Here is a 20,544-nt window from a genome sequence, read left to right on the forward strand (position 1 = left end):
GGACTGCGGTACTCCGCTGCGCTGCGTTCCTCGCCCTCACACAGCCACCCCCACTCGTGCGACCTCCTCGGCGTAGAACGTGGCGCGTTCCTCGGCGCTCAGGTGACAGGCGACGAGGTGGCCGGTCGAATCGCCCTCCCCCGCCGGGCGCAGCTCGGGCACCTCGGTGCGGGAGCGGCTGCCGGCGCGGTCCGCGTACCGGCAGCGGGGGTGGAACGCGCAGCCCGACGGCAGGTTGATCAGGCTGGGCGGGTTGCCGGGAATGGGCACCAGGTCCGCGTCCGCGTCGCCGTGCAGCGACGGCACGCTGGAGAGCAACCCCCAGGTGTACGGATGCTGCGGCGCCCGGAGCACCTGCTCGACGCTGCCCCGCTCGACGGCCCGCCCGCCGTACATGACCAGCACGTCATCGGCGACCTGGCCGACCACGCCAAGGTCGTGGGTGATCAGGATGATCGCGGAGTGGAACTCGGCCTGCAGGTCGGCGAGCAGGTCCAGGATCTGCGCCTGCACCGTGACGTCCAACGCGGTGGTCGGCTCGTCGGCGATCAGCAGCGCCGGGTCGTTGACCAGGGACATCGCGATCATCGCCCGCTGGCGCATGCCGCCGGAGAATTCGTGCGGGTACTGGTCGAAGCGGCGCGCCGGCTGCGGAATGCCGACCCGGTCCAGCATGTCGACCGCCCGCTGACGGGCCTCGCGCCGGTTGGCCTTCGGGTGGTGCACCCGGTACGCCTCGGCGATCTGCCGGCCCACCGTGTAGTACGGGTGCAGCGCCGACAGTGGATCCTGGAAGATCATCGCCATGTCCCGGCCACGTAGTCGGCGTACCTCATCGTCCGCGAGGCCGACCACCTGCCGGCCACCCACGGAGATCTCCCCGCTGATGGTGGTCCGTTTCGGATCGTGGAGGCCGAGAATCGCCAGCGAGGTGACGCTCTTGCCGGAGCCGGACTCACCGACGATGCCCAGGGTGCGGCCCCGCTCGACGGCGAACGACACCCCGTCGACAGCGCGCACCACGCCGTCCTCGGTGTCGAACCGGACCCGCAGATCACGCACCCGCAGGTAGGCGTCCTGGTCGGAGCGCTGCGCCGGCACGGCGGGACGGTCGTCCGGGTCCCCGGACGGCGAGGGTTCCGAGCTGTCCACGGCCACCTCCCTCAGTGACGAAGAGAACTTACAGCAAAGTCCCGAGGGTGAAAATAAGCTACAAAGCCGGCACGTGTCAGCGGGCCCGAGCGTAACGAGTCGGCATCGGCGCCGCACCCCCGTCACCTCGCCATCCACACCCATTCATGTCGCGCCCCGCGCACCGCGCACCGCGCACCGCGCACCGCGCACCGCGCACCGCGCACCGCGCACCGCGCACCGCGCACCGCGCACCGCGCCAAGATCTCCGCAACTTCCCCGATGTTGCTGCCGCCGACACGCGAGGAGACAGCAACATCTCCGATATTGCGCGGATCTTGACGACGAACACCGCCCCCGCGAGTAGGAGTGGGGTTTGGTGCGCCCGCCGCCACCAAGGTCACGCTCGAACCAGGATCTAGTGGCATCGCCGACGCGCCGAGACCACTACAACCAGGATGTTGCGCGATCTTGCGGTTCCGAAGCGGCGGGGCGACGGATCCGGTGCGGGGCACCATTCGACCGGAGGATCTGCTGGCCTGACGGGTGTCGGTCGGCTGGCCTAGGGTCGGTCCATGACCGAGTTCGACGCGGCCACCGCCGCCGTCCAGGCCGCCCTCGACGCGGGCGCCCGGTACGCCGACGCCCGGGTGATGCACCGCCGCTACGAGTCGATGACCGCGCGCAACGGTGACGTGGAGGAGCTGACCCAGGACGAGAGCATCGGGCTCGGGGTCCGAGCGTTGGTCGGGGCGAGTTGGGGCTTCCACGCCGTACCCGATCTGTCGGACGCCGCCGCCCGCGACGCCGGCCGGCGCGCGACGCGGACCGCCATGGCGAGCGCACGGGTGCCGGGCCCCTCGGTCGACCTGGTGCCAGTCCAGGCGGTCACCGCGAGTTGGGCCTCCGGCTGCCAGATCGATCCACTCGGGGTGCCCCTGTCGGACAAGGGCGATCTGCTTGTCGACGCGACCCGGACGATGGCCGAGCACGGCGCTGACCTGGCCGAGGGCCTGTACCAGATCTGGGACACCGCGAAGTGGTTCGTCTCCAGCGAGGGCCACCGGATCGACCAGCGCATCCGCGAGTGCGGCGGCGGCATCTCGGCCACCTCGATCGGCGACGGCGAGACGCAGCGTCGCTCCTGGCCGAGCTACCGCGGCCAGTACGGCACCACGGGGTGGGAGCTGGTCGAGTCGCTGGATCTGGCCGCGCACGCCGCGCAGATCGCCGAGGAGTCCCGGGCGCTGCTCACCGCGCCGGTCTGCCCGGCCGGCGAGACGGATCTGATCCTCGGCGGCGAGCAGTTGGCCCTGCAGATTCACGAGTCGGTCGGGCACGCCATCGAACTGGACCGGATCCTCGGCTGGGAGGCGGCGTTCGCCGGCACGTCCTGGCTGGACCTGGCCCAACTCGGCTCGCTGCGGTACGGCTCGGAGCTGATGAACATCACCATCGACCCGACGATCCCGGGGGCGCTGGGCAGCTTCGGTTTCGACGACGAGGGCTCCCCGGCGGTCAAGCGGGACGCGGTCCGCGACGGTCGGTGGGTGGGTGTGCTCGCCGGCCGGGATTCCGCCGCCATGGCCAGCCTCGACTACGGCGGCAGCGTACGAGCCGACGGGTGGGCCCGCCTGCCGATGGTGCGGATGACGAACGTCGGCCTGGAACCCGGCCCACACACGCTGGAGGAGATCATCGCGGCCACCGACGACGGCGTGTTGATGGACCTCAACCGGTCCTGGTCGATCGACGACAAGCGGCTCAACTTCCAGTTCGGCTGCGAGGTCGGCTGGGAGATCAAGAAGGGGCGGCGGGGGCGGATGCTGCGCAACCCCACGTACACCGGGATCGGCCCGCTGTTCTGGCGTTCGATGGACATGCTCTCCAGCGAGACGGTCTCCTGGGGGACGCCCAACTGCGGCAAGGGCCAACCCGGCCAGGTCGGGCACACCGGCCACCCGGCCGCGCCGGCCCGTTTCCGCAACGTCCGTGTGGGGGTGTCAGCGTGAGCGCGAGGAGCGAGCCGGGCTTGCGAGCCCCGCAGTCGCGAACGAAAGGCGGCGCAGCGTGAGCGCGAGGAGTGAGCCGGGTTTGCGAGCCCCGCAGTCGCGAACGAAAGGCGGCGCAGCGTGAGCGCGAGGAGCGAGCCGGGCTTGCGAGCCCCGCAGTCGCGAACGAAAGGCGGCGCAGCGTGAGCGCGAGGAGCGAGGTCGAGCTGGCGGGGCAGGTCGTGGAGCTGGTTCGGCGTCTTGGCGGGCCGGCCGCGCAGGCCGAGGCGGTGGTGACGCGGGCGGACCTGGCGCTGACCCGGTTCGCCAACTCGGGCATCCACCAGAACGTCTCCGAGTCGACCGTCGGGGTCCGGCTGCGGGTTCACGTCGACGGACGGACGGCTGCCGGTGGCGGCAGCGTGGTCACCGCCGACGGGTTGTCCGCCCTGGTGGAGCGCACCCTGGCCGCGGCGCGGCTCTGCCCGCCCGACGCGGGTTGGCCGGGGCTGACCCCGCCCATGCCCACGCCGGACGCCCCGCCCGTCGACGAGGCCACCGCGCACGCCGAGCCGGATCAGCGGGCCGATCGGGTGGGGGCGTTCGTGGCCGCCGCCGGGGGCCTGAGCACCGCCGGTTACTGCCGCACCGCGCACCGCTCGTCGGCGTTCGCCAACTCGGCCGGGCACTCGGCGTACGGGCGCTCGGTGGAGGCGGCGATGGACGGCATCGCCCGCCGCGATGGCGCGGACGGGGTGGCCCGGCGCAGCGCCGACCGGCTGTCCGACCTCGACGGCGCCGAGTTGGGCGCGCAGGCGGCCGCCAAGGCGCAGGCGGCGGCCGACCCGGTCGAGCTGCCGCCGGGGCACTACGAGGTGGTGTTCGAGCCGGCCGCCGTGGCGGACCTCCTGCAGAACCTGTCCTTCTACGGCTTCAACGGCAAGCGGTACGCCGAGCGGCAGTCGTTCGCCGAGCCGGGCGCCGCCCAGTTCGACCGGGCGGTGACAGTGGTGGACGACCCGCTGGGCGGGTCCGGGTTGCCCTTCGACGCGGAGGGCACCGGCCGGCGGGCGCTGACGCTGGTCGAGGCGGGCACCACCCGCGCGGTGGCGCACGATCGCCGCACCGCCGCCGAGGCGGGCGTGGAGTCCACCGGGCACGCGGTCGCGGGCGGTGCCACCTGGGGCCCGATGCCGCGCAACCTGCGGCTCACCGGCGCGGTGGCGGGTCCGGCCAGTGCGGTGGGCCGGAGCACCACCGGCGCGGCGGCCGGGGCTGTCGTCGACGCGGACACCGCCGCGTTGGTGGCCGGCGTACGCCGAGGGCTGCTGGTCACCGACCTCTGGTACACCCGGGTGCTCGACCCGAAGAGCCTCGTCGTCACCGGGTTGACCCGCAACGGCGTCTGGCTGATCGAGGACGGCACTGTCGTCCGGGCGGTCCGTGACCTGCGGTTCACCGAGTCGTACCCGCGGGCGCTCGGGCCGGGGGCGGTGCTCGGGCTGGGGGCGCGAGCGGTGCGCCAACCGGACCGGGTGGACGGTGCCTGGTGGGCGGCGCCGTCGCTGCGGCTGGCGTCCTGGCACTTCACCGGAGGAGCCTCCGGCTGACGTTCTCGACCGGGGGCGCCAAACCGGCGCGTCGAGGGCTTTTCCGCAGGCCAGACACACGGACCACTCCCTTGCGCGGACGGCTCGCGGAGATCGGCGTAACGTGTGTCACTTAGCTGCGTCGGTCGATCCGGCGTGGTCGTTGGTGTGCGCATGACGTGGCAGCGGGTGCGGGTTCGCCGGTCCGCGTGCCGACCGGAGAGAGACCAGCCCGCCCGTACGGGCCCGTCGAGGAGACGACTCGAATGACTTCAACGGCAACGAGGCCGAGGGGGGCGCGGGCGCGCGCCGCCATCGCGGCGAAGACGTTGCGTACCGACCGATGGTGGTTCGCCCCGCTGATCACCGTGATCGGGCTCAGCGCCTGGGTCGCGTACGCGACCGTCCGGGTCTTCATGCACAAGTGGTACTGGGTGGACCAGTTCCACTACCTGACCCCGTTCTACTCCCCGTGCGTGACCGACCGGTGTGTCGAGGAAGCCTCGCACTTCGGCCGGTTCCTGCCCGGCTGGTGGATCATCCCGGACGCCGCGCTGACCCTGCCGTTCCTGCTGCTGTTCCGGCTCACCTGCTACTACTACCGCAAGGCGTACTACCGGTCGTTCTGGCTGTCGCCGCCGGCCTGCGCCGTCCCGGACGGGCACAAGGAGTACGGCGGTGAGACTCGTTTCCCGCTGCTCGGGCAGAACCTGCACCGCTACTTCTTCTACGCCGCCGCGATCATCTCGCTGATCAACACCTGGGACGCGATCCTCGCCTTCCACTCGCCGAAGGGCTTCGGCTTCGGGCTGGGCAACATCATCCTGCTGCTCAACGTGGTGATGCTCTGGGCGTACACGATTTCCTGCCACTCCTGCCGGCACATCATCGGCGGCCGGCTCAAGCACTTCTCCAAGCACCCGGTGCGGTACAAGGCCTGGACGTTCGTCTCGGCGTTGAACGTCCGGCACATGCAGCTCGCCTGGATCACCCTCGGCACCCTGGCGCTGGCCGATTTCTACATCATGGCGCTCGCGGCCGGCTGGTTCTCCGACCTGCGGTTCATCAACTAAAGGGCCCCTGACATGACCACAACCACTCGCATCGAACGACACCACTACGACGTCGTCGTCATCGGGGCCGGCGGCGCCGGTCTGCGCGCGGCGATCGAGGCCCGGCTGGCCGGCAAGAAGACCGCGATCATCTCCAAGTCGCTGTTCGGCAAGGCGCACACGGTGATGGCCGAGGGCGGCGCGGCCGCCGCGATGGGCAATGTGAACAGCCGGGACAACTGGCAGGTGCACTTCCGCGACACCATGCGCGGCGGCAAGTTCCTCAACAACTTCCGGATGGCCGAGCTGCACGCGAAGGAGTCGCCGCAGCGGATCTGGGAGCTGGAGACGTACGGTGCGCTCTTCGACCGCACCAAGGACGGCAAGATCTCGCAGCGCAACTTCGGTGGCCACGAGTACCCGCGCCTGGCGCACGTGGGCGACCGGACCGGCCTGGAGCTGATCCGCACCCTCCAGCAGAAGATCGTCTCGCTTCAGCAGGAGGACCAGCGGGAGTTCGGCTCGTACGACGCCCGGATCAGGGTGTTCTCCGAGACGACCATCACCGAGCTGCTGCTCGACGGTGACCGGGTGGCCGGCGCGTTCGGCTACTACCGCGAGTCGGGCGAGTTCATCCTCTTCGAGGCGCCGGCGGTCGTGTTGGCCACCGGCGGCGTCGGACGCTCCTACAAGGTCACCTCGAACTCCTGGGAGTACACCGGGGACGGGCACGCGTTGGCGCTGCGCGCCGGGGCGACGCTGATCAACATGGAGTTCCTCCAGTTCCACCCGACCGGCATGGTCTGGCCGCCCTCGGTGAAGGGCATCCTGGTCACCGAGTCGGTGCGTGGTGACGGTGGCGTCCTGAAGAACTCCGACGGCAAGCGGTTCATGTTCGACTACGTCCCCGACGTCTTCCGCAAGCAGTACGCGGAGACCGAGGAGGAGGCGGACCGCTGGTACACCGACCCGGACAACAACCGACGCCCGCCGGAGCTGCTGCCCCGCGACGAGGTGGCCCGCGCCATCAACAGCGAGGTCAAGGCCGGCCGGGGTTCCCCCGCCGGTGGCGTCTTCCTGGACATCGCGAGCCGACGTTCGGCCGACGAGATCCGCCGCCGGCTGCCGTCGATGTACCACCAGTTCAAGGAGCTGGCCGACGTCGACATCACGGCCGAGCCGATGGAGGTCGGGCCGACCTGCCACTACGTGATGGGCGGCGTCGAGGTCGACCCGGATTCGGGTGCCGCCTTCGGCCACGTACGCGGGCTGTTCGCCGCCGGTGAGGTCTCCGGTGGCATGCACGGCTCCAACCGACTCGGTGGTAACTCCCTGTCCGACCTGCTGGTCTTCGGCAAGCGGGCGGGCGGGCACGCGGCCAGCTACGCCGACGGGCTGACCGCCCGGCCGAAGGTGGCGGTGAACGAGGTCGAGGCGGCCGTGGAGACCGCCCTCGCGCCGCTGCAACGGGACACCGGCGAGAACCCGTACACCCTTCAGCAGGACCTCCAGGCGGTCATGGGTGACCTGGTGGGCATCATCCGCCGGGAGGGTGAGCTGGCCGACGCGCTGGTCCGGCTCGCCGAGCTGCGTGAGCGGGTGGCCAAGGTGAGCGCGGCCGGCGGCCGACGCTACAACCCGGGCTGGCACCTCGCGCTGGACCTGCGCAACATGCTGGTGGTCTCGGAGTGCACGGCGAAGGCGGCGCTGGAGCGGCAGGAGTCGCGCGGCGGGCACACCCGGGAGGACTACCCGGCGATGGAGCCGAAGTGGCGGCAGGTCAACCTGGTCTGCGCGCTGGACGGCGACACAGTGCAGCTGACCCGCAAGCCGCTGCCGAAGATGCGGCCGGAGCTGATCGGCCTCTTCGACCGGGCCGAGCTGGCCAAGTACCTCACCGACGAGGAGATCGCCGACTTCGACGCCCTCGTTGCCGACGCTGGAGAGGCGGACAACCGATGAGCGGGAAGCGTCAGTTCCGGATCTGGCGGGGCGACGAGAGCGGCGGTGACCTCCAGGACTACATGGTGGAGGTGAACGAGGGCGAGGTCGTCCTCGACGTCATCCACCGCCTGCAGGCCACCGACGCGCCCGACCTGGCCTGCCGGTGGAACTGCAAGGCCGGCAAGTGCGGCTCCTGCTCCATGGAGATCAACGGCAAGCCGCGGCTGGGTTGCATGACGCGGATGTCGACCTTCGGCGACGACGAGACCGTCACTGTCACCCCGCTGCGCACCTTCCCGATCATCCGGGACCTGGTCACCGACGTCTCGTTCAACTACGAGAAGGCTCGGGAGACCCCGGCGTTCGCTCCTCCGGCGGACGTGGCCCCGGGTGACTACCGGATGCAGCAGGTCGACGTGGAGCGCTCGCAGGAGTTCCGCAAGTGCATCGAGTGCTTCCTGTGCCAGACGGTCTGCCACGTGATCCGCGATCACGAGGAGAACAAGCAGGCGTTCTCCGGCCCGCGGTACTTCATCCGGGCGGCCGAGCTGGACATGCACCCGCTGGACGCCCGGACCGACCGCAAGGAGTACGCGCAGGCCGAACAGGGCCTCGGCTTCTGCAACATCACCAAGTGCTGTACCGAGGTCTGCCCCGAGCACATCAAGATCACTGACAACGGGATCATCCCCATGAAGGAACGGGTCGTCGACCGCAGGTACGATCCCCTTGTGTGGCTTGGTAGCAAGATCTTCCGTCGGGGCGAGACGCCCCAGACCAGCGTGACCACCGCCCGTCAGGGCTCGGCGACCCCGGGCTCCGCCCGGGGTGGGGTGCACTCGCACGCGGGTGGCTCCCACGATTCGCGGGCTGAGGCGCAGGCGCAGAGCGGCGTCAACTGGCACCGGGAGGTGCCCCACCCGACCGCTCCGGCGGTCGACGACCGGGGCAAGCTGCCGCTGACCGAACTCACCTTCGACCGGGCCGCCGCGCCGTCGCCGTTCGGCGACGACGTGACCTTCCCGCTGCCTCCGGAGCACCTCAACTTCGCCCACCCGGAGCAGGACAACAAGCACTAACCACCTGAACAGAGACGGGGGCCGTGGCGACAGCCACGGCCCCCGCCCCACGTCCGCCCCCGCCCCACGTCCGCCCCCGCCCCACGTCCGCCCCCGGCCCCCGCCGCCCCCGACCCCCCGTCGCCCCCGACCCCCCGTCGCCCCCGTTGATCATGAAGTTATTGCCACGACACGCCGCCGCCGGTGGCAATAACTTCATGATCAACGTGAGGTGAGCAGGAGGGGGCGGAGGGCGGCCACGATGGGGGCGTCGGCGGGGAGCCAGGTGACCGAGTCCAACTCGTCGGCGGTGAGCCAGCGGAGCGCCTCGTGCTCCAGCGCCTGTGGCTGGTCGCCGCCGAGCAGGCGGGCCGCGTACACCTTGAGCACCGAGCGGCCGTGCGCCATCCGTACGTTGCGGCCGACCCGGTCGCCGATCTCGACGCGTACGGCCAACTCCTCGGCGCACTCCCGGATCAACGCGTCGGTCTCGGCCTCCCCCGGCTCGACCTTTCCGCCCGGAAACTCCCACATGCCCGCTACCTCGGGTGGTGCGGAACGCGCACAGGCGAGCACTCGCCCATCCCGGATGATCGCCGCACCGACGATCACCTTCAGGTCCCGTCGTTCGGCCTGCCCGCCATCATTCGCCCGTTCGGTCCGCACGGGCGTCCAGGGTGCCAGATCAATCGGCGGTTTGGGTACCGTAGCCGTCCGCTAGGCCAATAAGACACGGAAGTGTGGGCGTGGACACCCCCTCCGAGCAGCGAGAGACTAGGAGACACCGACAAGACACGGGATGGCGACGATTTGGCCACAAGCCGGCAACGGCGCTTGGGGGGTGCGGTGATGCGCGTGCTGTTCAGCAGCAGGGCCAAGCACGACTACCTTTCCGACGCGTTGACCTTGCTATCTGGTTGGACGCGCGAGGGCGAGCAGATCCGACGAACGCTCGTGATCGACGATACCCAACACGCCGCACTAACTGAACGGGTCAAGGTCGTCGCGGATGCGCTGCATCTGCGGCCCGAGATCAGCCGCCGGGCCGACAGCACCCAGATCCGGGTCGGGCACGGCAGCGGCGACCCGCTGACCGAGGGCGAGGTGTTGTTGGCCGCCCGCATCGAGGACGCCTACCGGGCGGTCACCGAGGCCTGACGACCGTCTCCGAATCCGATCCGGCGTCCTGCGGGTACCAGCGCAGCTCCACCGAGTTGCCGTCCGGGTCCCGCACGTAGATCGAGGTCGCCGAACCGCGCGCGCCGAACCGGCTGACCGGCCCGGTCAGCACCGTGAAGACCCCCGAATCGATCACCTGCGCCCAGTCCAGTGGTGCCACCACCAGGCAGAAGTGGTCCACGTTCGCGCCCTGCGGCTCACCGTGGACGAGGTCGATGATGCTGTCGGGGCTGATCCGCACCGACGGGAACGGGACGGTGCCCGCACGCCACTCGTCGACCCGCACCGGCGCCAGCCCGAGCCGGCCGCAGTAGAAGTCCAGGGACCGTTCCACGTCGGCGACGGTCAGCACCAGGTGGTCGAAACCGGTTACCCGCATCGCGCTCACGCCTCCTCCAGGCAGGTCGCTCAGGTAGTCGTCAACGCTCATGTCGGAGCCTTTCGCTTGGTTTTCGCTGGCCCATTCACGATCCTCGGACGAGGGGCGTGGACCAAGACCCGATGCCGCTACGATCGTTGCCCACAGGTCAACGATGGGAACGATGTGCTGGAGCGGTACGAGGTCGAGACGTTCCTGACCCTCGCGGACGAACTGCACTTCGGCCGGACCGCCGAGCGGTTGACAGTCAGCACCGGCCGGGTCAGCCACATCGTGAAGAAGCTGGAGCGCCGGATCGGCGCGCCGCTGTTCGCCCGCACCAGTCGGGTCGTCCGGCTCACCCCGATCGGCCGGCAACTCGCCGACGAGCTGGCCCCGCTGGTCGCCGAGATGGACGAGGCCGTCCGCCGCGCGACCGACGCCGCCCGGGGCGTGACCGGGACGCTACGGGTGGCGTTCCTCGGCGAGTGGACCGCGCCGGTACTGCTCCGGGCGGTGGCCCTGTTCGGTGAACGGCACCCCGACTGTCGGGTGGAGGTGCACGAGGCGCAGTTGTCCACCACCCGATCGGGGTTGCTCGACGGCTCGACAGACGTGTTGATCGCTTCGTACCCGTTCGACGGGATGGCCACCGGCACGGCGCTGCTCTCCGAGGACCGGGCGCTGGCGGTAGCGGCGGGTCACCCACTTACCCGGGAGCGGTCGGTGTCGTTGGAGGTGCTCGCCGACCACCCGGTGGTGCAGTACCCGACGGTGACCTCGGTGGAGTTCAAGCGGGACCGCACCCCGGAGCGCACCCCGTCCGGCCGGGCGGTGCCGAAGGGGCCCGCCGGGAACACCTTCTCCGAGATGCTGTCCCTAGTCGCCCTGGGCCGGGGCGTCCTGCCGGTGGGCGAGCACACGCGGCATTACTACCCGCGCCCCGACGTGGCGTACGTGCCCATCCACGACGCGCCACCGATCGAACGAGGGCCGGTCTGGCTGCCCAGCAACACCACCACCCGGGTACGCGAGTTCGTCAGTGCCGCCACCGACGCGAACCCCCGATGAGGCACGCCGAGTTCCGCCACCACCGGCTGGTCCAGGTGTACGACGCGGAGTGCCGGTGGGGGCCGGACGACGACTTCTTCCAGGCGGTGGTCGACGAGACCCCGGCTGCCCGGGTGCTGGACCTCGGCTGCGGCACCGGCCGGCTGACAGTTGCCCTCGCCGCCGCTGGTCACACCGTCACGGGAGTGGACCCGGCCGACGCGTCACTGGCCGCCGCCCGTGCCAAGCCCTGTGGTGAGCGGGTGACCTGGCTCGCTGGCACCTCGGCGCTGCTGCCGGATCGGGCGTTCGACGTGGCGCTGCTGACCAGCCACGTCGCGCAGTTCTTCGTGAACGATGCGGAGTGGGCGCGTACCCTCGCCGACCTGGCCCGGGCACTCGTGCCCGGCGGTCGGCTGGTGTTCGACGCGCGCGACCCGGCGGACCGTCGCTGGGAGCTGTGGAACCCGGTGGATTCGCACCGGCTGGTCATGCTGCCCGACGGCGGCGAGGTCCGCGCATGGACCGAGGTCACCGGGGTACGCGACGGAGTGGTCGACTTCACCCACCACTACCACTTCGACGACGGGGAAGAACTCCTCAGCGCGGCGAGCCTGCGTTTCCGCACCGAGGTCGAGCTGCGCACCTCTCTGACCAGGGCGGGCTTCATTGTGGACCGCGTTCACGGGGGCTGGCGCGGCGAGCCCGTCGGCCACGGCGACGGCGAGTTCGTGGTCATCGCCCGGGTGGGCACGTTGGCACCGGTTTTCTAGCCTGGAGCACATGGCGAACATCGCGTACGACCGCAAAGAGCAGGTCCAGCAGATTGAGAGTGGCCTCCTCGAAGGCGAGCAGATCATCGCCGTCTACGACGCCGTCGGCACCGGCACCGGGTTCATCGGGCTGACCGACCGTCGCGTGATCATTCAGGACCGGTCGTTCGTCGGCAAGCGGTTCGCGATCACCAGCATCCCGTACTCGAAGATCACCAGCGTGAGTGTGGTCAGCAACAAGTCGTGGGGTGGTTCGTTCTTCTCCACCGGCGCCATCGCCATCCACGTCGGTACGCACACCTACGAGGTGGAGTTCCGTGGCGCGCAGAAGAGCCACCACGTGCACAACGTGATCCTGCACCACATCTCCTGAGCGCACGTGCCGTCGTGGGCCCGGCTGGCGTAATTGCCTTGCCGGGCCCACGGCGTCTCTGGTGTCCTGGGTCGACAGCCAGGCGGAGGGAGCAGCCATCATGCCCAACACGACGAAGTCCCCCGAACCAACAGTCGTCCGACCCGAGGAATCGAGACTTCGTGAGCAGGTTTGTTCCCTTGGCGCTGCTGGGCGCCACTGATCTCAACCCCGGAGGCCGCTGATGTCGGTCTTCGACGATCCCGGCCTCTTCGGCCGGCTCTGGGCTGCCGACTACGACGCCCCAGGTAACCCCGACCCCGCGCCGGCGGTGGACTTCCTGGCCGACCTGGCCGACGGGGGTCCCGTTCTCGAACTGGCGATCGGCACCGGCCGGGTCGCGTTGCCGCTGGCCGAACGCGGCCTCGCCGTGCACGGCGTCGAGGCGTCCGAGGAGATGCTCGCGCAGCTGCTGGCGAAACCCGGCGGCGACCGGATCCCGGTGGTCGTCGCCGACATGGCGGACGTGCCGGTGGCCGGTGAGTTCCGGCTCGCGTACCTGGTCTTCAACACCCTGTTCAACCTGGTGGACGCCGAGCGGCAGGCGGACTGCTTCCGCAACGTCGCACGGGTGCTGTCGCCCGGCGGCGCGTTCGTCATCGAGACGTTCGTGCCCGACCCGCGCAGCTTCGACTCGGACGAGCAGGTGCAGGTGCGTGAGGTCACCGAGGACTCCGCGACGATCCGCCTGCACCGGTACGACAGGCCGGCGCAGCGGTTCGTCCGGCAGACGATCACGTTCGACGCGGACGGTGTGCACCTGAAGCCGTTCGCCATGCGGTACGCCTGGCCGCACCAGATCGACGAGATGGCGCAGCAGGCCGGGCTCCGGCTCACCGAGCGGTACGCCGACTGGCACCGGCGACCGTTCCAGGCCGACAGCCCGTCGCACATCTCCGTCTACCGGGCGGAGTAGCGGTTTGATCGGCTCGGGTTTCGGAAAGTCGGGGTGTCATCGCCCCGACGTCATGGAACCCGAGTCGATCTCCCGCCGCCGGAAAGGTGAGATGCCGCCATGAGCAAACGAGCCGTCCAGGTAGTCCTGGCCCTGTCGGTCGTCCTGATGGTCACCGGCATCATCCTCAGGGTGACCGGGGACGGCGGGGCCGACACTGCCGGCACGGTGGCGGTGTCACTGGCCTCGGTGGGTTCGATAGTGGCGAGCATCGGCTCGTCCTTCGGCGCCGCCCGCGGAAACGACGGCCCGCAACGGTGACCCGGCTTTCACCCTCGGTTTGATTCTGCTGGTAGCAGTAGGTGTTGATAAGCGGGTCTCGCGCCGGGTGAGCTGACAGCATGCCGGACGCCTCCCGTTTCCCGCGCTCCTCTCCGTACTGGCCGGTGGTCAGTCACCCTCAGCTCCGGCGCGTTCTGCCCGGGCTGGCCGTCTCGGCGTTGGGCGACGGCCTGGCGGTGGTCGCGGTGACGTGGCTCGCCATCCAACTCGCCCCGCACGATCAGCGGGGCACCTGGATCGCGCTGGCCATGGCGGCGTACACGCTGCCCAGCGCGGCCGGGACTGTCGTCTTCGGCCGGCTACTGCGTGGGCGAAGCGGCGCGCAACTCGCCGGGTGGGACGCCATCCTGCGGGCCAGCGCGCTCGGGGCGATCCCCCTCGCGCACCTCACCGGTGTGCTCACCGTCTGGCTGTACGTCTTCCTGCTCGCCGCCTCGGCGTTGCTGCACTCGTGGGGTGCCGCCGGGCGCTTCACCCTGATCGCCGAGTTGCTGCCGCCACAGCACCACCTGCCGGCGAATGCGCTGCTCACGACCATCGCCGCGTTCGCCACCATCGTCGGCCCGCCGCTGGCGGGCATCCTGATCGGCTGGGTGAGCCCGGTGTGGGTGCTGGCTGTCGACGCCGTCACCTTCGCCGTGCTGGCCCTCACGTACCGTTTCGCCCTTCCCGTCGCCGGCGGCGTCCGCCGGTCCGAGCGCGGGGCGTCGCGGACGGCCGGTTTCGCTGTCATCCGCCACGACCCCACCCTGCTGGGTCTGCTGGTGCTGAGCCTCGGGTTCTTCTTCCTCTTCGGACCGGTGTACGTGGCGATGCCCATCCACATCACCGACGACCTGCACGCCTCCGCGACGCTGCTCGGCGCCTACTACACCGCGTTCGGTCTGGGCGGCCTCGTCGGGGGTGTGATCGCCGGCTACCTTCGCGACTGGCCGCTGCGCGCCACCACCATCGGCATCGTCATCGGTTTCGGGGTGGCCATGTTGCCCCTCGGCCTGGGCGCACCGGTCAGCCTGTCGCTGCCGGCCTTCGCGCTGGCGGGCGTGATCTGGGCACCGTACCGGTCCACCTCGATGGCGCTGTTCCAGCGCAGCACGTCGACCGCGCAGCTCCCGGCCGTGCTCGCCGCGAACGGCGCCATCCTCGTGCTGGCGGTGCCCCTGGGCACCATGCTGGGCGGGCCGTTGGTGAGCGCCATCGGCGCACGCCCGACGCTGCTGCTCTGTGCGGTGGCGATAGCCGCTCTCGGCCTGGCCGCCGGGGGGATCGCGATCTCGCGGCGAGGCGCGCGATCCCCCGGAAGCCCAACCGGCATCGAGGTCAGTGCCCGTCGCTGATCTGGACGTCGTTCGGCGCCGGCCGGCCGCGCCCCGTCTCGACCAACTCCTTGAGACTCATCAGGAAGACCGCCCACTTGGTGCTGCACTCGCGCATGAGTTCGGTCGGCTCGCGCCAACCCGCGTGCGTGAAGTCGACGATCGTGAACCGGCCTCGCTGGCCGAGCCGCCAGTCGATCTCGGTGCCGATCCACTCCTCGGGCCCACCGACGACCCGCCACCGCACCCGGCCATCCGGGTCCAGCTCAAGGATCTCCAGGTCGAACCCGCCCTCGTCACCGAAGTGGACGGCCAACTGCCCGCCGACCTCACTCTTGCCGGTCGTGTCGACCGACCACCAGCCGGCGACGCCCTCGGGGGTTGCCACCGCCCGGTAGACGTCGGCAAGCGGAGCGACGACGCCGACCTGGTGCAGGATGTCCACCATCTTCAGCCTCCCTGGTTGTTGGTGCGGTGGCGTTCGATCGTCTCGGCGATGCGCTTGATCCGGCGGAGGCGGGCGTCCCAGGTAGAGCCGACCGCCGACAACTGGGCGACAGCGCGGGCGAGTTGCGCCTCGTCCACCTGGTAGTGACGCTCGCGACCGGCCGGCTCGGCGTTGATCAGTCCCACCCGGTCGAGGACCGCCAAGTGCTTCGAGACGGCCTGACGGGTGACGGGTAGCCGCCTGCTCAACGAGGTGGCCGTCCCCGGCCCGTCAGCGAGAAGAAGATCGATCATCGTACGCCGGATCGGGTCGCCGATCGCCGACCACAGCTCGTCGTCGACCGCCGCGCTCACGCTGTCGCGACCAGCCGCGCGACGTACTCGCCCAGTCGGGGCATGTAGTGGTCCCAACCGTTCTCGTGGTCGCGGTACTGCTCTTCCAGGACAGCGACCTCCCAACCCAGCTCGCGGAACCCGGTCTCGGTCATCCGGATCAGCGTCCCGGCGCCGCTGGGCACCAGGTCGAAGGTGACGAAGAGCGCCTGCCCGCTCCGGTCCTGCTCGGTGAAGCACCACCGGAAGGAGAACCGCTTCGGCGGGTCGACCTCGACGACGGCCAGCGCGACGGTCTTCGTCTCGCCGGTGTCGGCGTCGCGCCAGACCAGCTCGCCGGGCGCACCGGCGACCGACTCGAACCGCGCGTCGTCGGGCCACCACTCCCGCATGTGCTCGGGTTGGCTGACCACCTCGAAGACGACCTCGGGGGACGCGTTGACGTGGATGTCGCGTTCGATCGTTCCCTGTTCCATGCCCACAACCTTTCGCAACCTTTGGTTGCACTCAACCTACGACAGCCCGCGGCAATCGCGCAACCTTTCGTTGCGTGTCGTGGTTTCGTCGTACCCGGGGTGCAGGATCGCCGCATGTCTGAGCCATCGACCCACCGACACCACGCCATCGACTACGTCGAGCTCACGGTGACCGACCTCGCCGTGGCCAAGCGGTTCTACGCCGACGCCTTCGGCTGGCAGTTCAACGACTACGGGCCGGAGTACGCCGGCATCCGCAGCCCACACGGCGACGCCGCGCCCGAGGTCGGCGGTCTCCGTGTGGACAGGGAGGTTCGGGCGGGTGGCCCGCTCGTGCTGCTCTACTCCAGCGACCTGGACCGATCGGTGCAGGCCGTCAAGGAGGCCGGCGGCCAGGTGGTGAACGGGCCGTACGAGTTCCCCGGTGGCCGGCGGTTCCACTTCACCGACCCCAGCGGTAACGAGCTGGGCGCCTGGGCCGAGCAGTAGGACGCCGAGGTCGCCTGGGCGGAGGCTGATCGTCGTCGCCAACTCCGGCAGAGTGTCCCCATGGCCGGGAGAGGACTGGACGCCGAGGGCTGGATTGCGCGCGAGGGTGCGCTGAGTCGGATCCCGGCCGCGTTCGCCGGTGTTGTCGACGCGGCACGCGCTCGGATACCGGAGTCGTTCGACGGTGCTCTGCTGCACAGCGCCTACCTCTACGGCAGCATCCCGCGTGGCACCGCTGTCCTCGGCGTCTCCGATCTCGACCTGCTGCTCGCCCTGCGCACCGAACCAACCGAGGCCGACCGGGCGGCAGCCACCCGGATCGAGCAAGACCTCGACCGGTCCTTTCCGCAGATCGACGGCGTGGGCGTCCTGCTGTTCAGTGCGCGTACGCTGCTCAGCGAGCTTGAGCGGCACGACCTCGGCTTCTTCGTCGCCTGCCTGTGCACTCCCCTGCTGGGCGACGACCTCGCCGACCACCTTCCCCGCTACCGGCCCACTCCCCTGCTCGCCCGCGAGACGAACGGTGACCTGTCCCGTGCGCTTGCGGGGTGGCGCCGCCAGGCAGCCGAAGCGACCACCGACCAGCAACGGAAGGCCCTCAGCCGGGTCATCGCTCGTCGCGTCGTCAGGACCGGCTTCACGCTGATCATGCCTCGGTGGGGAGGCTGGACGAGCGACCTCACCGAATCCGCCGACGCGTTTGGGCTTTACTACCCGGAACGCGCCGAGCAGATGCGCAGAGCTGCCGTCATCGGCCGCACACCCTCGCCGCACCCGGGCGTGCTGCGCGAACTCATCGACGACCTTGGGTCCTGGCTCGCCGCGGAGTACGTAACCGTCCATGGCGAGAAGACCGTCCGTCCCTGACCTGTCGGAGGTCCTCGCCACTCACCACGAGACAGCCGAACATGTCAGTGAGGACGGCCCGCTGGTGGTCGGTCAGCGGGTTCGCGAAGACCACGACGCCGACCCCGCGCTGCCGGCAGGCCTCGGCGATTTCGCGGGCCCTACCGGGGCTGAGCAACGTTCGCCGCGAGAACGGGTCGCCCATCTTGTCCGCGCCGCCGGAAGAGACACCCCGCCGCTGCACGTGCCGGCCCACGACCTGGCCACCGTGGGCTTCCACCAGGCCGGCGAGCAGATCGAGCTTGCTGTCGAACTCCCTGTCCTTCGCCGAGAACAGGCCCACCAACGCCACCCCGGCGCCTGTCAGCACAGCTTTCAACGCCCCGCCCCGATGTCGGTTCGCCGGGTCGCCGGCCGTCAGCTCCGGCGGGCGCGCAGCACGCCGGTCAGCATCGGCAGCGTGAACTCGCCGTGTGCCGTTTCGGGTCGGCTCCCGAGGAAAGAGCGGATCCGACCGAGGGCATCCTCTCGCTCCTCTTCCGGCATGACCAGCATCCCGGCCCGCGTCGCGAGCGTCGCGACGAGCGAGTCGGCGGTACGCCGCTGACCGTGCGGGAACTCGACCTGCTCCGCCGACCCGAACCGGGCGACCAGGCCGGTCCTCGGAACGAGCATGTCCGCCGTCGCCGCTCGCCAACTGCTCAGCGTGTCACGCGGGCCGATGGCCGCACTCCCGCTGACCCGTTCGAGCCCGGCAACCCAGTCGATCCGGTCGTCCAGAATGTTCCACAGACCAGCCAGGACACCGCCGGGCGCGAGGACTCTGGCGATCTCCGCCCCGGCGACGGCCATGTCGAACCAGTGCAGGGCGTTGCCGGCGAGCACGGCATCGACGGACCCGTCCGGCAACGGAATGGCCTCGGCGCTACCCGGCAGGGCACCGACGGCCGGCACCGCACGGCGTAGCTCGGCGAGCATCGCCGGGTCGGGCTCGACCGCCACGACGTCCGCGCCCACCGCCACGAGCGTCGCGGACAGCTTGCCGGTGCCAGCGCCCAGGTCGAGCACCCGTAGGCCTGGGGCGGGCTCCAACGCCCACCGCACCGCTGCCTGCGCGTAATCCGGGCGGTGCTCGGCGTACGCGGTCGCCGCCGCGCCAAACGACGACCGGAGCAGCTGTTCCGTCATCCGGTCAACCTACCGCCGCTCGTCGATATCGACTGCCACCATGGCCACCGTGCAGAACTTGCGGAGCTGGTGGCGTGCCCGCTACCCCGTCTACGCACTCGGCCTCCTCGTCGGGATGGTCATGATGTGGCTGCCCTTCAAGACCTTTGAGGACAACGACGCCTGGACGGGTCCATGGCGTGCCAGCCCAGGCAGTCGTCGATGAACTCGTGCACAAGCGGCGGAACACGATGCACCTGCGCGTGGCTGGCCCCGACCGGCTAAGGGAGGGGTCAGACGCGCTCCCAGGCGGCGGCGCGTGCGGCCCGTCTCGGGCCGCCTTGAAGACGTACAGGAACTTTGCACAACATCGCCGGCAGTCCGGCTGTCGTGTCCCGGGAGATGCTTGACACTCGCGTCCCGCCTGATGCCTGACATGATCTCAAGACGCGTCGCGGAGGCCTTCACGGTCCCTGACAAGGCGCGCATCGCGGCGGATCAGCTCAATCGATCAGCTCTGCGGTAAGGGCAAGAGTTGAACCAGGCCTACCGCGGTTTCCTCATTCGCCCAGGTGTGAACGGCGCGGACGGCCCACCGGCCAGCCGGTGTCGGAATAGGGGCTTGCTCGGGCACCGTCTCTTCACCGGGGTACGCAACCGTCAGCTCGGTTCCAGGGGTGACGGAATCTATAAGCACCGCCGGTCCGTCCGTCTCCCAGATGCCACATTGCGCCCACTCGACGGCAGGGTCGTCGAGGATGGACTTCGCGACGTTGATCAGCTCAGCCTCGGAGTCGGCCCCGAGCCAACGGACGAACGTCCGCCACTCCGGCAGATAGCAGGTTCTGGCGGGTTCGTCCGCCAAGACAAGTCCCTGCCGGCCGCTGTTACCGATAGCGATCACACCTGCCAGGCCAGCAACCTCGCAGGCGCGGTCGTAGTCATCCAGGGCGTCCCCGGTACCCGCGATCGTCCCGGCGGCCGTGCAGCCACCCCACTCGTTCAACGCCGCAACCGGTACCGCGAGCAAAGGACCACCCATCGACTCGACCCACGCGGGGGAGGACTCTACCGAAGGCGTTGAGGTGGACCAGGCGGCTTCCATACCGCACAGTCTCCCGCCCGACCAGCGGCGATGCCGCATCAGTCTCCGCAGAGACGGACGTACGACCACGACCACGACCGGCTACCGACGCACCGTCACCGACTGCAACCAGAACGACTGAGTAACCAAGGCCGGCTGTCGTGCATGTGCTGGGACGGATTCGTCAAGCATGTGGTGGGACTAGACACGCCGCACTGAGCCGAAGACCCGCCGCTCGCGCCGAACCATCCCGCTCCCCAGGTCGTGGCGATTGCCATCCGCGAGCACACGGCGCAGTTTCCGCCGGCTGCCGATGGCACCATCTTCACCACCCGCTTCGCCGGCCCATACCGGCACGACTACTACGGCTCCCTGATTTTCTCGGCGGCCGTCGAGCGGGCCGGGCTACCGAAGGGCACCACGAGTCACTACCTACGGCACCACTACGCCTCGGTACTGCTGATGCAGGGCGTGTCGGTCATCGTGGTCGCCGAGCGGCTGGGGCAACGAGAACGCGACCCTGGTCCTGTCGACGTACGGCCACCTGATGCCGGACTCGGAAGAACGCACCCGCCGCGCGGTCGATGACGCGTGGGGTTGTGCCCCCGATGT

Annotated in this window: 24 protein-coding genes; 15 read left to right on the plus strand and 9 right to left on the minus strand. The window is 70.0% G+C overall.

Annotated features, from left to right (window positions below):
• Nucleotides 1-36: 36 nt before the first annotated feature.
• On the minus strand, nt 37-1,101 hold the full coding sequence (locus OHB44_RS29695; RefSeq protein WP_330441293.1) for an ABC transporter ATP-binding protein: 1,065 nt from the start codon (nt 1,099-1,101) through the stop codon (nt 37-39).
• Between the two features lie 605 nt (nt 1,102-1,706).
• Here OHB44_RS29695 and OHB44_RS29700 point away from each other — a divergent pair.
• From OHB44_RS29700 to OHB44_RS29720, 5 genes are all read left to right on the plus strand, one after another.
• Nucleotides 1,707-3,143 carry a TldD/PmbA family protein gene (locus tag OHB44_RS29700; protein ID WP_330438932.1) on the plus strand — a complete coding sequence of 479 codons (1,437 nt, stop codon included), beginning with the start codon at nt 1,707-1,709 and terminating at the stop codon, nt 3,141-3,143.
• A gap of 182 nt (nt 3,144-3,325) precedes the next feature.
• Nucleotides 3,326-4,732, plus strand: coding sequence for a TldD/PmbA family protein (locus tag OHB44_RS29705; protein ID WP_442932634.1), 1,407 nt, complete (start codon nt 3,326-3,328; stop codon nt 4,730-4,732).
• 245 nt (nt 4,733-4,977) lie between these two features.
• Nucleotides 4,978-5,784 (plus strand): hypothetical protein, encoded by an 807-nt coding sequence (locus OHB44_RS29710; protein WP_112583731.1) that lies wholly within the window; start codon nt 4,978-4,980, stop codon nt 5,782-5,784.
• 12 nt (nt 5,785-5,796) lie between these two features.
• Complete coding sequence (locus tag OHB44_RS29715) at nt 5,797-7,725, plus strand: fumarate reductase/succinate dehydrogenase flavoprotein subunit (RefSeq protein WP_238687709.1); 1,929 nt, start codon at nt 5,797-5,799, stop codon at nt 7,723-7,725.
• Complete coding sequence (locus OHB44_RS29720) at nt 7,722-8,786, plus strand: succinate dehydrogenase/fumarate reductase iron-sulfur subunit (RefSeq protein ID WP_238687710.1); 1,065 nt, start codon at nt 7,722-7,724, stop codon at nt 8,784-8,786. The genes OHB44_RS29715 and OHB44_RS29720 overlap by 4 nt, the downstream gene beginning before the upstream one ends.
• A 201-nt stretch (nt 8,787-8,987) precedes the next feature.
• Here the strand turns inward: OHB44_RS29720 and OHB44_RS29725 are convergent, their stop codons facing one another.
• The gene (locus tag OHB44_RS29725) at nt 8,988-9,431 is read right to left on the minus strand and encodes a (deoxy)nucleoside triphosphate pyrophosphohydrolase (protein WP_238687711.1); all 444 of its coding nucleotides are present in this window, start codon (nt 9,429-9,431) and stop codon (nt 8,988-8,990) included.
• 183 nt (nt 9,432-9,614) lie between these two features.
• Here OHB44_RS29725 and OHB44_RS29730 point away from each other — a divergent pair, with 183 nt between their 5' ends.
• Complete coding sequence (locus OHB44_RS29730; protein WP_238687712.1) at nt 9,615-9,923, plus strand: 4a-hydroxytetrahydrobiopterin dehydratase; 309 nt, start codon at nt 9,615-9,617, stop codon at nt 9,921-9,923.
• Here OHB44_RS29730 and OHB44_RS29735 read toward each other — a convergent pair.
• Nucleotides 9,910-10,374 carry a VOC family protein gene (locus tag OHB44_RS29735; protein ID WP_330438933.1) on the minus strand — a complete coding sequence of 155 codons (465 nt, stop codon included), beginning with the start codon at nt 10,372-10,374 and terminating at the stop codon, nt 9,910-9,912. The two genes, OHB44_RS29730 and OHB44_RS29735, sit on opposite strands and share 14 nt — an antisense overlap.
• Nucleotides 10,375-10,488: 114 nt before the next feature.
• Between OHB44_RS29735 and OHB44_RS29740 the strand changes: the two genes are divergently transcribed.
• The 6 genes from OHB44_RS29740 to OHB44_RS29765 all read left to right on the plus strand — a co-directional run bounded on the left by OHB44_RS29740 (nt 10,489) and on the right by OHB44_RS29765 (nt 15,111).
• Complete coding sequence (locus tag OHB44_RS29740; protein ID WP_238687714.1) at nt 10,489-11,373, plus strand: LysR family transcriptional regulator; 885 nt, start codon at nt 10,489-10,491, stop codon at nt 11,371-11,373.
• Entirely contained in the window at nt 11,370-12,125 is a 756-nt protein-coding gene (locus tag OHB44_RS29745) for a class I SAM-dependent methyltransferase (protein WP_330438934.1), read from the plus strand. The genes OHB44_RS29740 and OHB44_RS29745 overlap by 4 nt, the downstream gene beginning before the upstream one ends.
• Before the next feature lie 10 nt (nt 12,126-12,135).
• Nucleotides 12,136-12,498: a PH domain-containing protein gene (locus tag OHB44_RS29750; protein ID WP_030337500.1), complete on the plus strand. Its 363-nt coding sequence runs from the start codon at nt 12,136-12,138 to the stop codon at nt 12,496-12,498.
• A 223-nt stretch (nt 12,499-12,721) separates the two neighbouring features.
• Nucleotides 12,722-13,453 carry a class I SAM-dependent methyltransferase gene (locus tag OHB44_RS29755; protein WP_238687716.1) on the plus strand — a complete coding sequence of 244 codons (732 nt, stop codon included), beginning with the start codon at nt 12,722-12,724 and terminating at the stop codon, nt 13,451-13,453.
• A gap of 99 nt (nt 13,454-13,552) precedes the next feature.
• A complete protein-coding gene (locus OHB44_RS29760) occupies nt 13,553-13,753 on the plus strand; it encodes a hypothetical protein (RefSeq protein ID WP_238687717.1) in 201 nt (66 codons plus the stop codon).
• A gap of 80 nt (nt 13,754-13,833) precedes the next feature.
• Nucleotides 13,834-15,111 (plus strand): MFS transporter, encoded by a 1,278-nt coding sequence (locus tag OHB44_RS29765; protein ID WP_330438935.1) that lies wholly within the window; start codon nt 13,834-13,836, stop codon nt 15,109-15,111.
• On the opposite strand, the gene OHB44_RS29770 is transcribed toward OHB44_RS29765, so the two are convergent.
• From OHB44_RS29770 to OHB44_RS29780, 3 genes are read right to left on the minus strand one after another with little or no spacing between them, the layout of a single operon-like run.
• Entirely contained in the window at nt 15,095-15,538 is a 444-nt protein-coding gene (locus OHB44_RS29770) for an SRPBCC family protein (protein WP_330438936.1), read from the minus strand. The two genes, OHB44_RS29765 and OHB44_RS29770, sit on opposite strands and share 17 nt — an antisense overlap.
• Before the next feature lie 2 nt (nt 15,539-15,540).
• Nucleotides 15,541-15,891 carry an ArsR/SmtB family transcription factor gene (locus tag OHB44_RS29775; RefSeq protein ID WP_330438937.1) on the minus strand — a complete coding sequence of 117 codons (351 nt, stop codon included), beginning with the start codon at nt 15,889-15,891 and terminating at the stop codon, nt 15,541-15,543.
• On the minus strand, nt 15,888-16,346 hold the full coding sequence (locus OHB44_RS29780; protein WP_330438938.1) for an SRPBCC domain-containing protein: 459 nt from the start codon (nt 16,344-16,346) through the stop codon (nt 15,888-15,890). The genes OHB44_RS29775 and OHB44_RS29780 overlap by 4 nt, the downstream gene beginning before the upstream one ends.
• Nucleotides 16,347-16,460: 114 nt before the next feature.
• Between OHB44_RS29780 and OHB44_RS29785 the strand changes: the two genes are divergently transcribed.
• Nucleotides 16,461-16,835 (plus strand): VOC family protein, encoded by a 375-nt coding sequence (locus OHB44_RS29785; protein WP_330438939.1) that lies wholly within the window; start codon nt 16,461-16,463, stop codon nt 16,833-16,835.
• A 60-nt stretch (nt 16,836-16,895) separates the two neighbouring features.
• Nucleotides 16,896-17,702, plus strand: coding sequence for a nucleotidyltransferase domain-containing protein (locus tag OHB44_RS29790; RefSeq protein WP_330438940.1), 807 nt, complete (start codon nt 16,896-16,898; stop codon nt 17,700-17,702).
• On the opposite strand, the gene OHB44_RS33560 is transcribed toward OHB44_RS29790, so the two are convergent.
• The 3 genes from OHB44_RS33560 to OHB44_RS29800 form a co-directional block, all read right to left on the minus strand.
• Nucleotides 17,629-18,051 carry a hypothetical protein gene (locus OHB44_RS33560; RefSeq protein ID WP_442932635.1) on the minus strand — a complete coding sequence of 141 codons (423 nt, stop codon included), beginning with the start codon at nt 18,049-18,051 and terminating at the stop codon, nt 17,629-17,631. The genes OHB44_RS29790 and OHB44_RS33560 overlap by 74 nt on opposite strands.
• 47 nt (nt 18,052-18,098) lie before the next feature.
• Complete coding sequence (locus tag OHB44_RS29795; protein ID WP_330438941.1) at nt 18,099-18,869, minus strand: class I SAM-dependent methyltransferase; 771 nt, start codon at nt 18,867-18,869, stop codon at nt 18,099-18,101.
• 490 nt (nt 18,870-19,359) lie between these two features.
• Entirely contained in the window at nt 19,360-19,953 is a 594-nt protein-coding gene (locus OHB44_RS29800) for an Imm21 family immunity protein (protein WP_330438942.1), read from the minus strand.
• Nucleotides 19,954-20,196: 243 nt separating this feature from the next.
• On the opposite strand from OHB44_RS29800, the gene OHB44_RS29805 reads away from it, so the two are divergent.
• A complete protein-coding gene (locus OHB44_RS29805) occupies nt 20,197-20,520 on the plus strand; it encodes a hypothetical protein (protein WP_330438943.1) in 324 nt (107 codons plus the stop codon).
• Nucleotides 20,521-20,544 lie beyond the last annotated feature (24 nt).

This window comes from Micromonospora sp. NBC_00821 (genome assembly GCF_036347035.1).
Taxonomy (GTDB): domain Bacteria; phylum Actinomycetota; class Actinomycetes; order Mycobacteriales; family Micromonosporaceae; genus Micromonospora; species Micromonospora hortensis.

What these genes read in the sequence shown, in the direction of transcription:
- OHB44_RS29715 (WP_238687709.1), top strand. Translation starts at nt 5,797, where the DNA reads ATGACCACAACCACTCGCATCGAACGACACCACTACGACGTCGTCGTC.
- OHB44_RS29735 (WP_330438933.1), bottom strand. Translation starts at nt 10,374, where the DNA reads ATGAGCGTTGACGACTACCTGAGCGACCTGCCTGGAGGAGGCGTGAGC.
- OHB44_RS29730 (WP_238687712.1), top strand. Translation starts at nt 9,615, where the DNA reads ATGCGCGTGCTGTTCAGCAGCAGGGCCAAGCACGACTACCTTTCCGAC.
- OHB44_RS29720 (WP_238687710.1), top strand. Translation starts at nt 7,722, where the DNA reads ATGAGCGGGAAGCGTCAGTTCCGGATCTGGCGGGGCGACGAGAGCGGC.
- OHB44_RS29780 (WP_330438938.1), bottom strand. Translation starts at nt 16,346, where the DNA reads ATGGAACAGGGAACGATCGAACGCGACATCCACGTCAACGCGTCCCCC.
- OHB44_RS29785 (WP_330438939.1), top strand. Translation starts at nt 16,461, where the DNA reads ATGTCTGAGCCATCGACCCACCGACACCACGCCATCGACTACGTCGAG.
- OHB44_RS29765 (WP_330438935.1), top strand. Translation starts at nt 13,834, where the DNA reads ATGCCGGACGCCTCCCGTTTCCCGCGCTCCTCTCCGTACTGGCCGGTG.
- OHB44_RS29790 (WP_330438940.1), top strand. Translation starts at nt 16,896, where the DNA reads ATGGCCGGGAGAGGACTGGACGCCGAGGGCTGGATTGCGCGCGAGGGT.
- OHB44_RS29700 (WP_330438932.1), top strand. Translation starts at nt 1,707, where the DNA reads ATGACCGAGTTCGACGCGGCCACCGCCGCCGTCCAGGCCGCCCTCGAC.
- OHB44_RS29795 (WP_330438941.1), bottom strand. Translation starts at nt 18,869, where the DNA reads ATGACGGAACAGCTGCTCCGGTCGTCGTTTGGCGCGGCGGCGACCGCG.
- OHB44_RS29760 (WP_238687717.1), top strand. Translation starts at nt 13,553, where the DNA reads ATGAGCAAACGAGCCGTCCAGGTAGTCCTGGCCCTGTCGGTCGTCCTG.
- OHB44_RS29745 (WP_330438934.1), top strand. Translation starts at nt 11,370, where the DNA reads ATGAGGCACGCCGAGTTCCGCCACCACCGGCTGGTCCAGGTGTACGAC.
- OHB44_RS29755 (WP_238687716.1), top strand. Translation starts at nt 12,722, where the DNA reads ATGTCGGTCTTCGACGATCCCGGCCTCTTCGGCCGGCTCTGGGCTGCC.
- OHB44_RS29770 (WP_330438936.1), bottom strand. Translation starts at nt 15,538, where the DNA reads ATGGTGGACATCCTGCACCAGGTCGGCGTCGTCGCTCCGCTTGCCGAC.
- OHB44_RS29750 (WP_030337500.1), top strand. Translation starts at nt 12,136, where the DNA reads ATGGCGAACATCGCGTACGACCGCAAAGAGCAGGTCCAGCAGATTGAG.
- OHB44_RS29800 (WP_330438942.1), bottom strand. Translation starts at nt 19,953, where the DNA reads ATGGAAGCCGCCTGGTCCACCTCAACGCCTTCGGTAGAGTCCTCCCCC.
- OHB44_RS29710 (WP_112583731.1), top strand. Translation starts at nt 4,978, where the DNA reads ATGACTTCAACGGCAACGAGGCCGAGGGGGGCGCGGGCGCGCGCCGCC.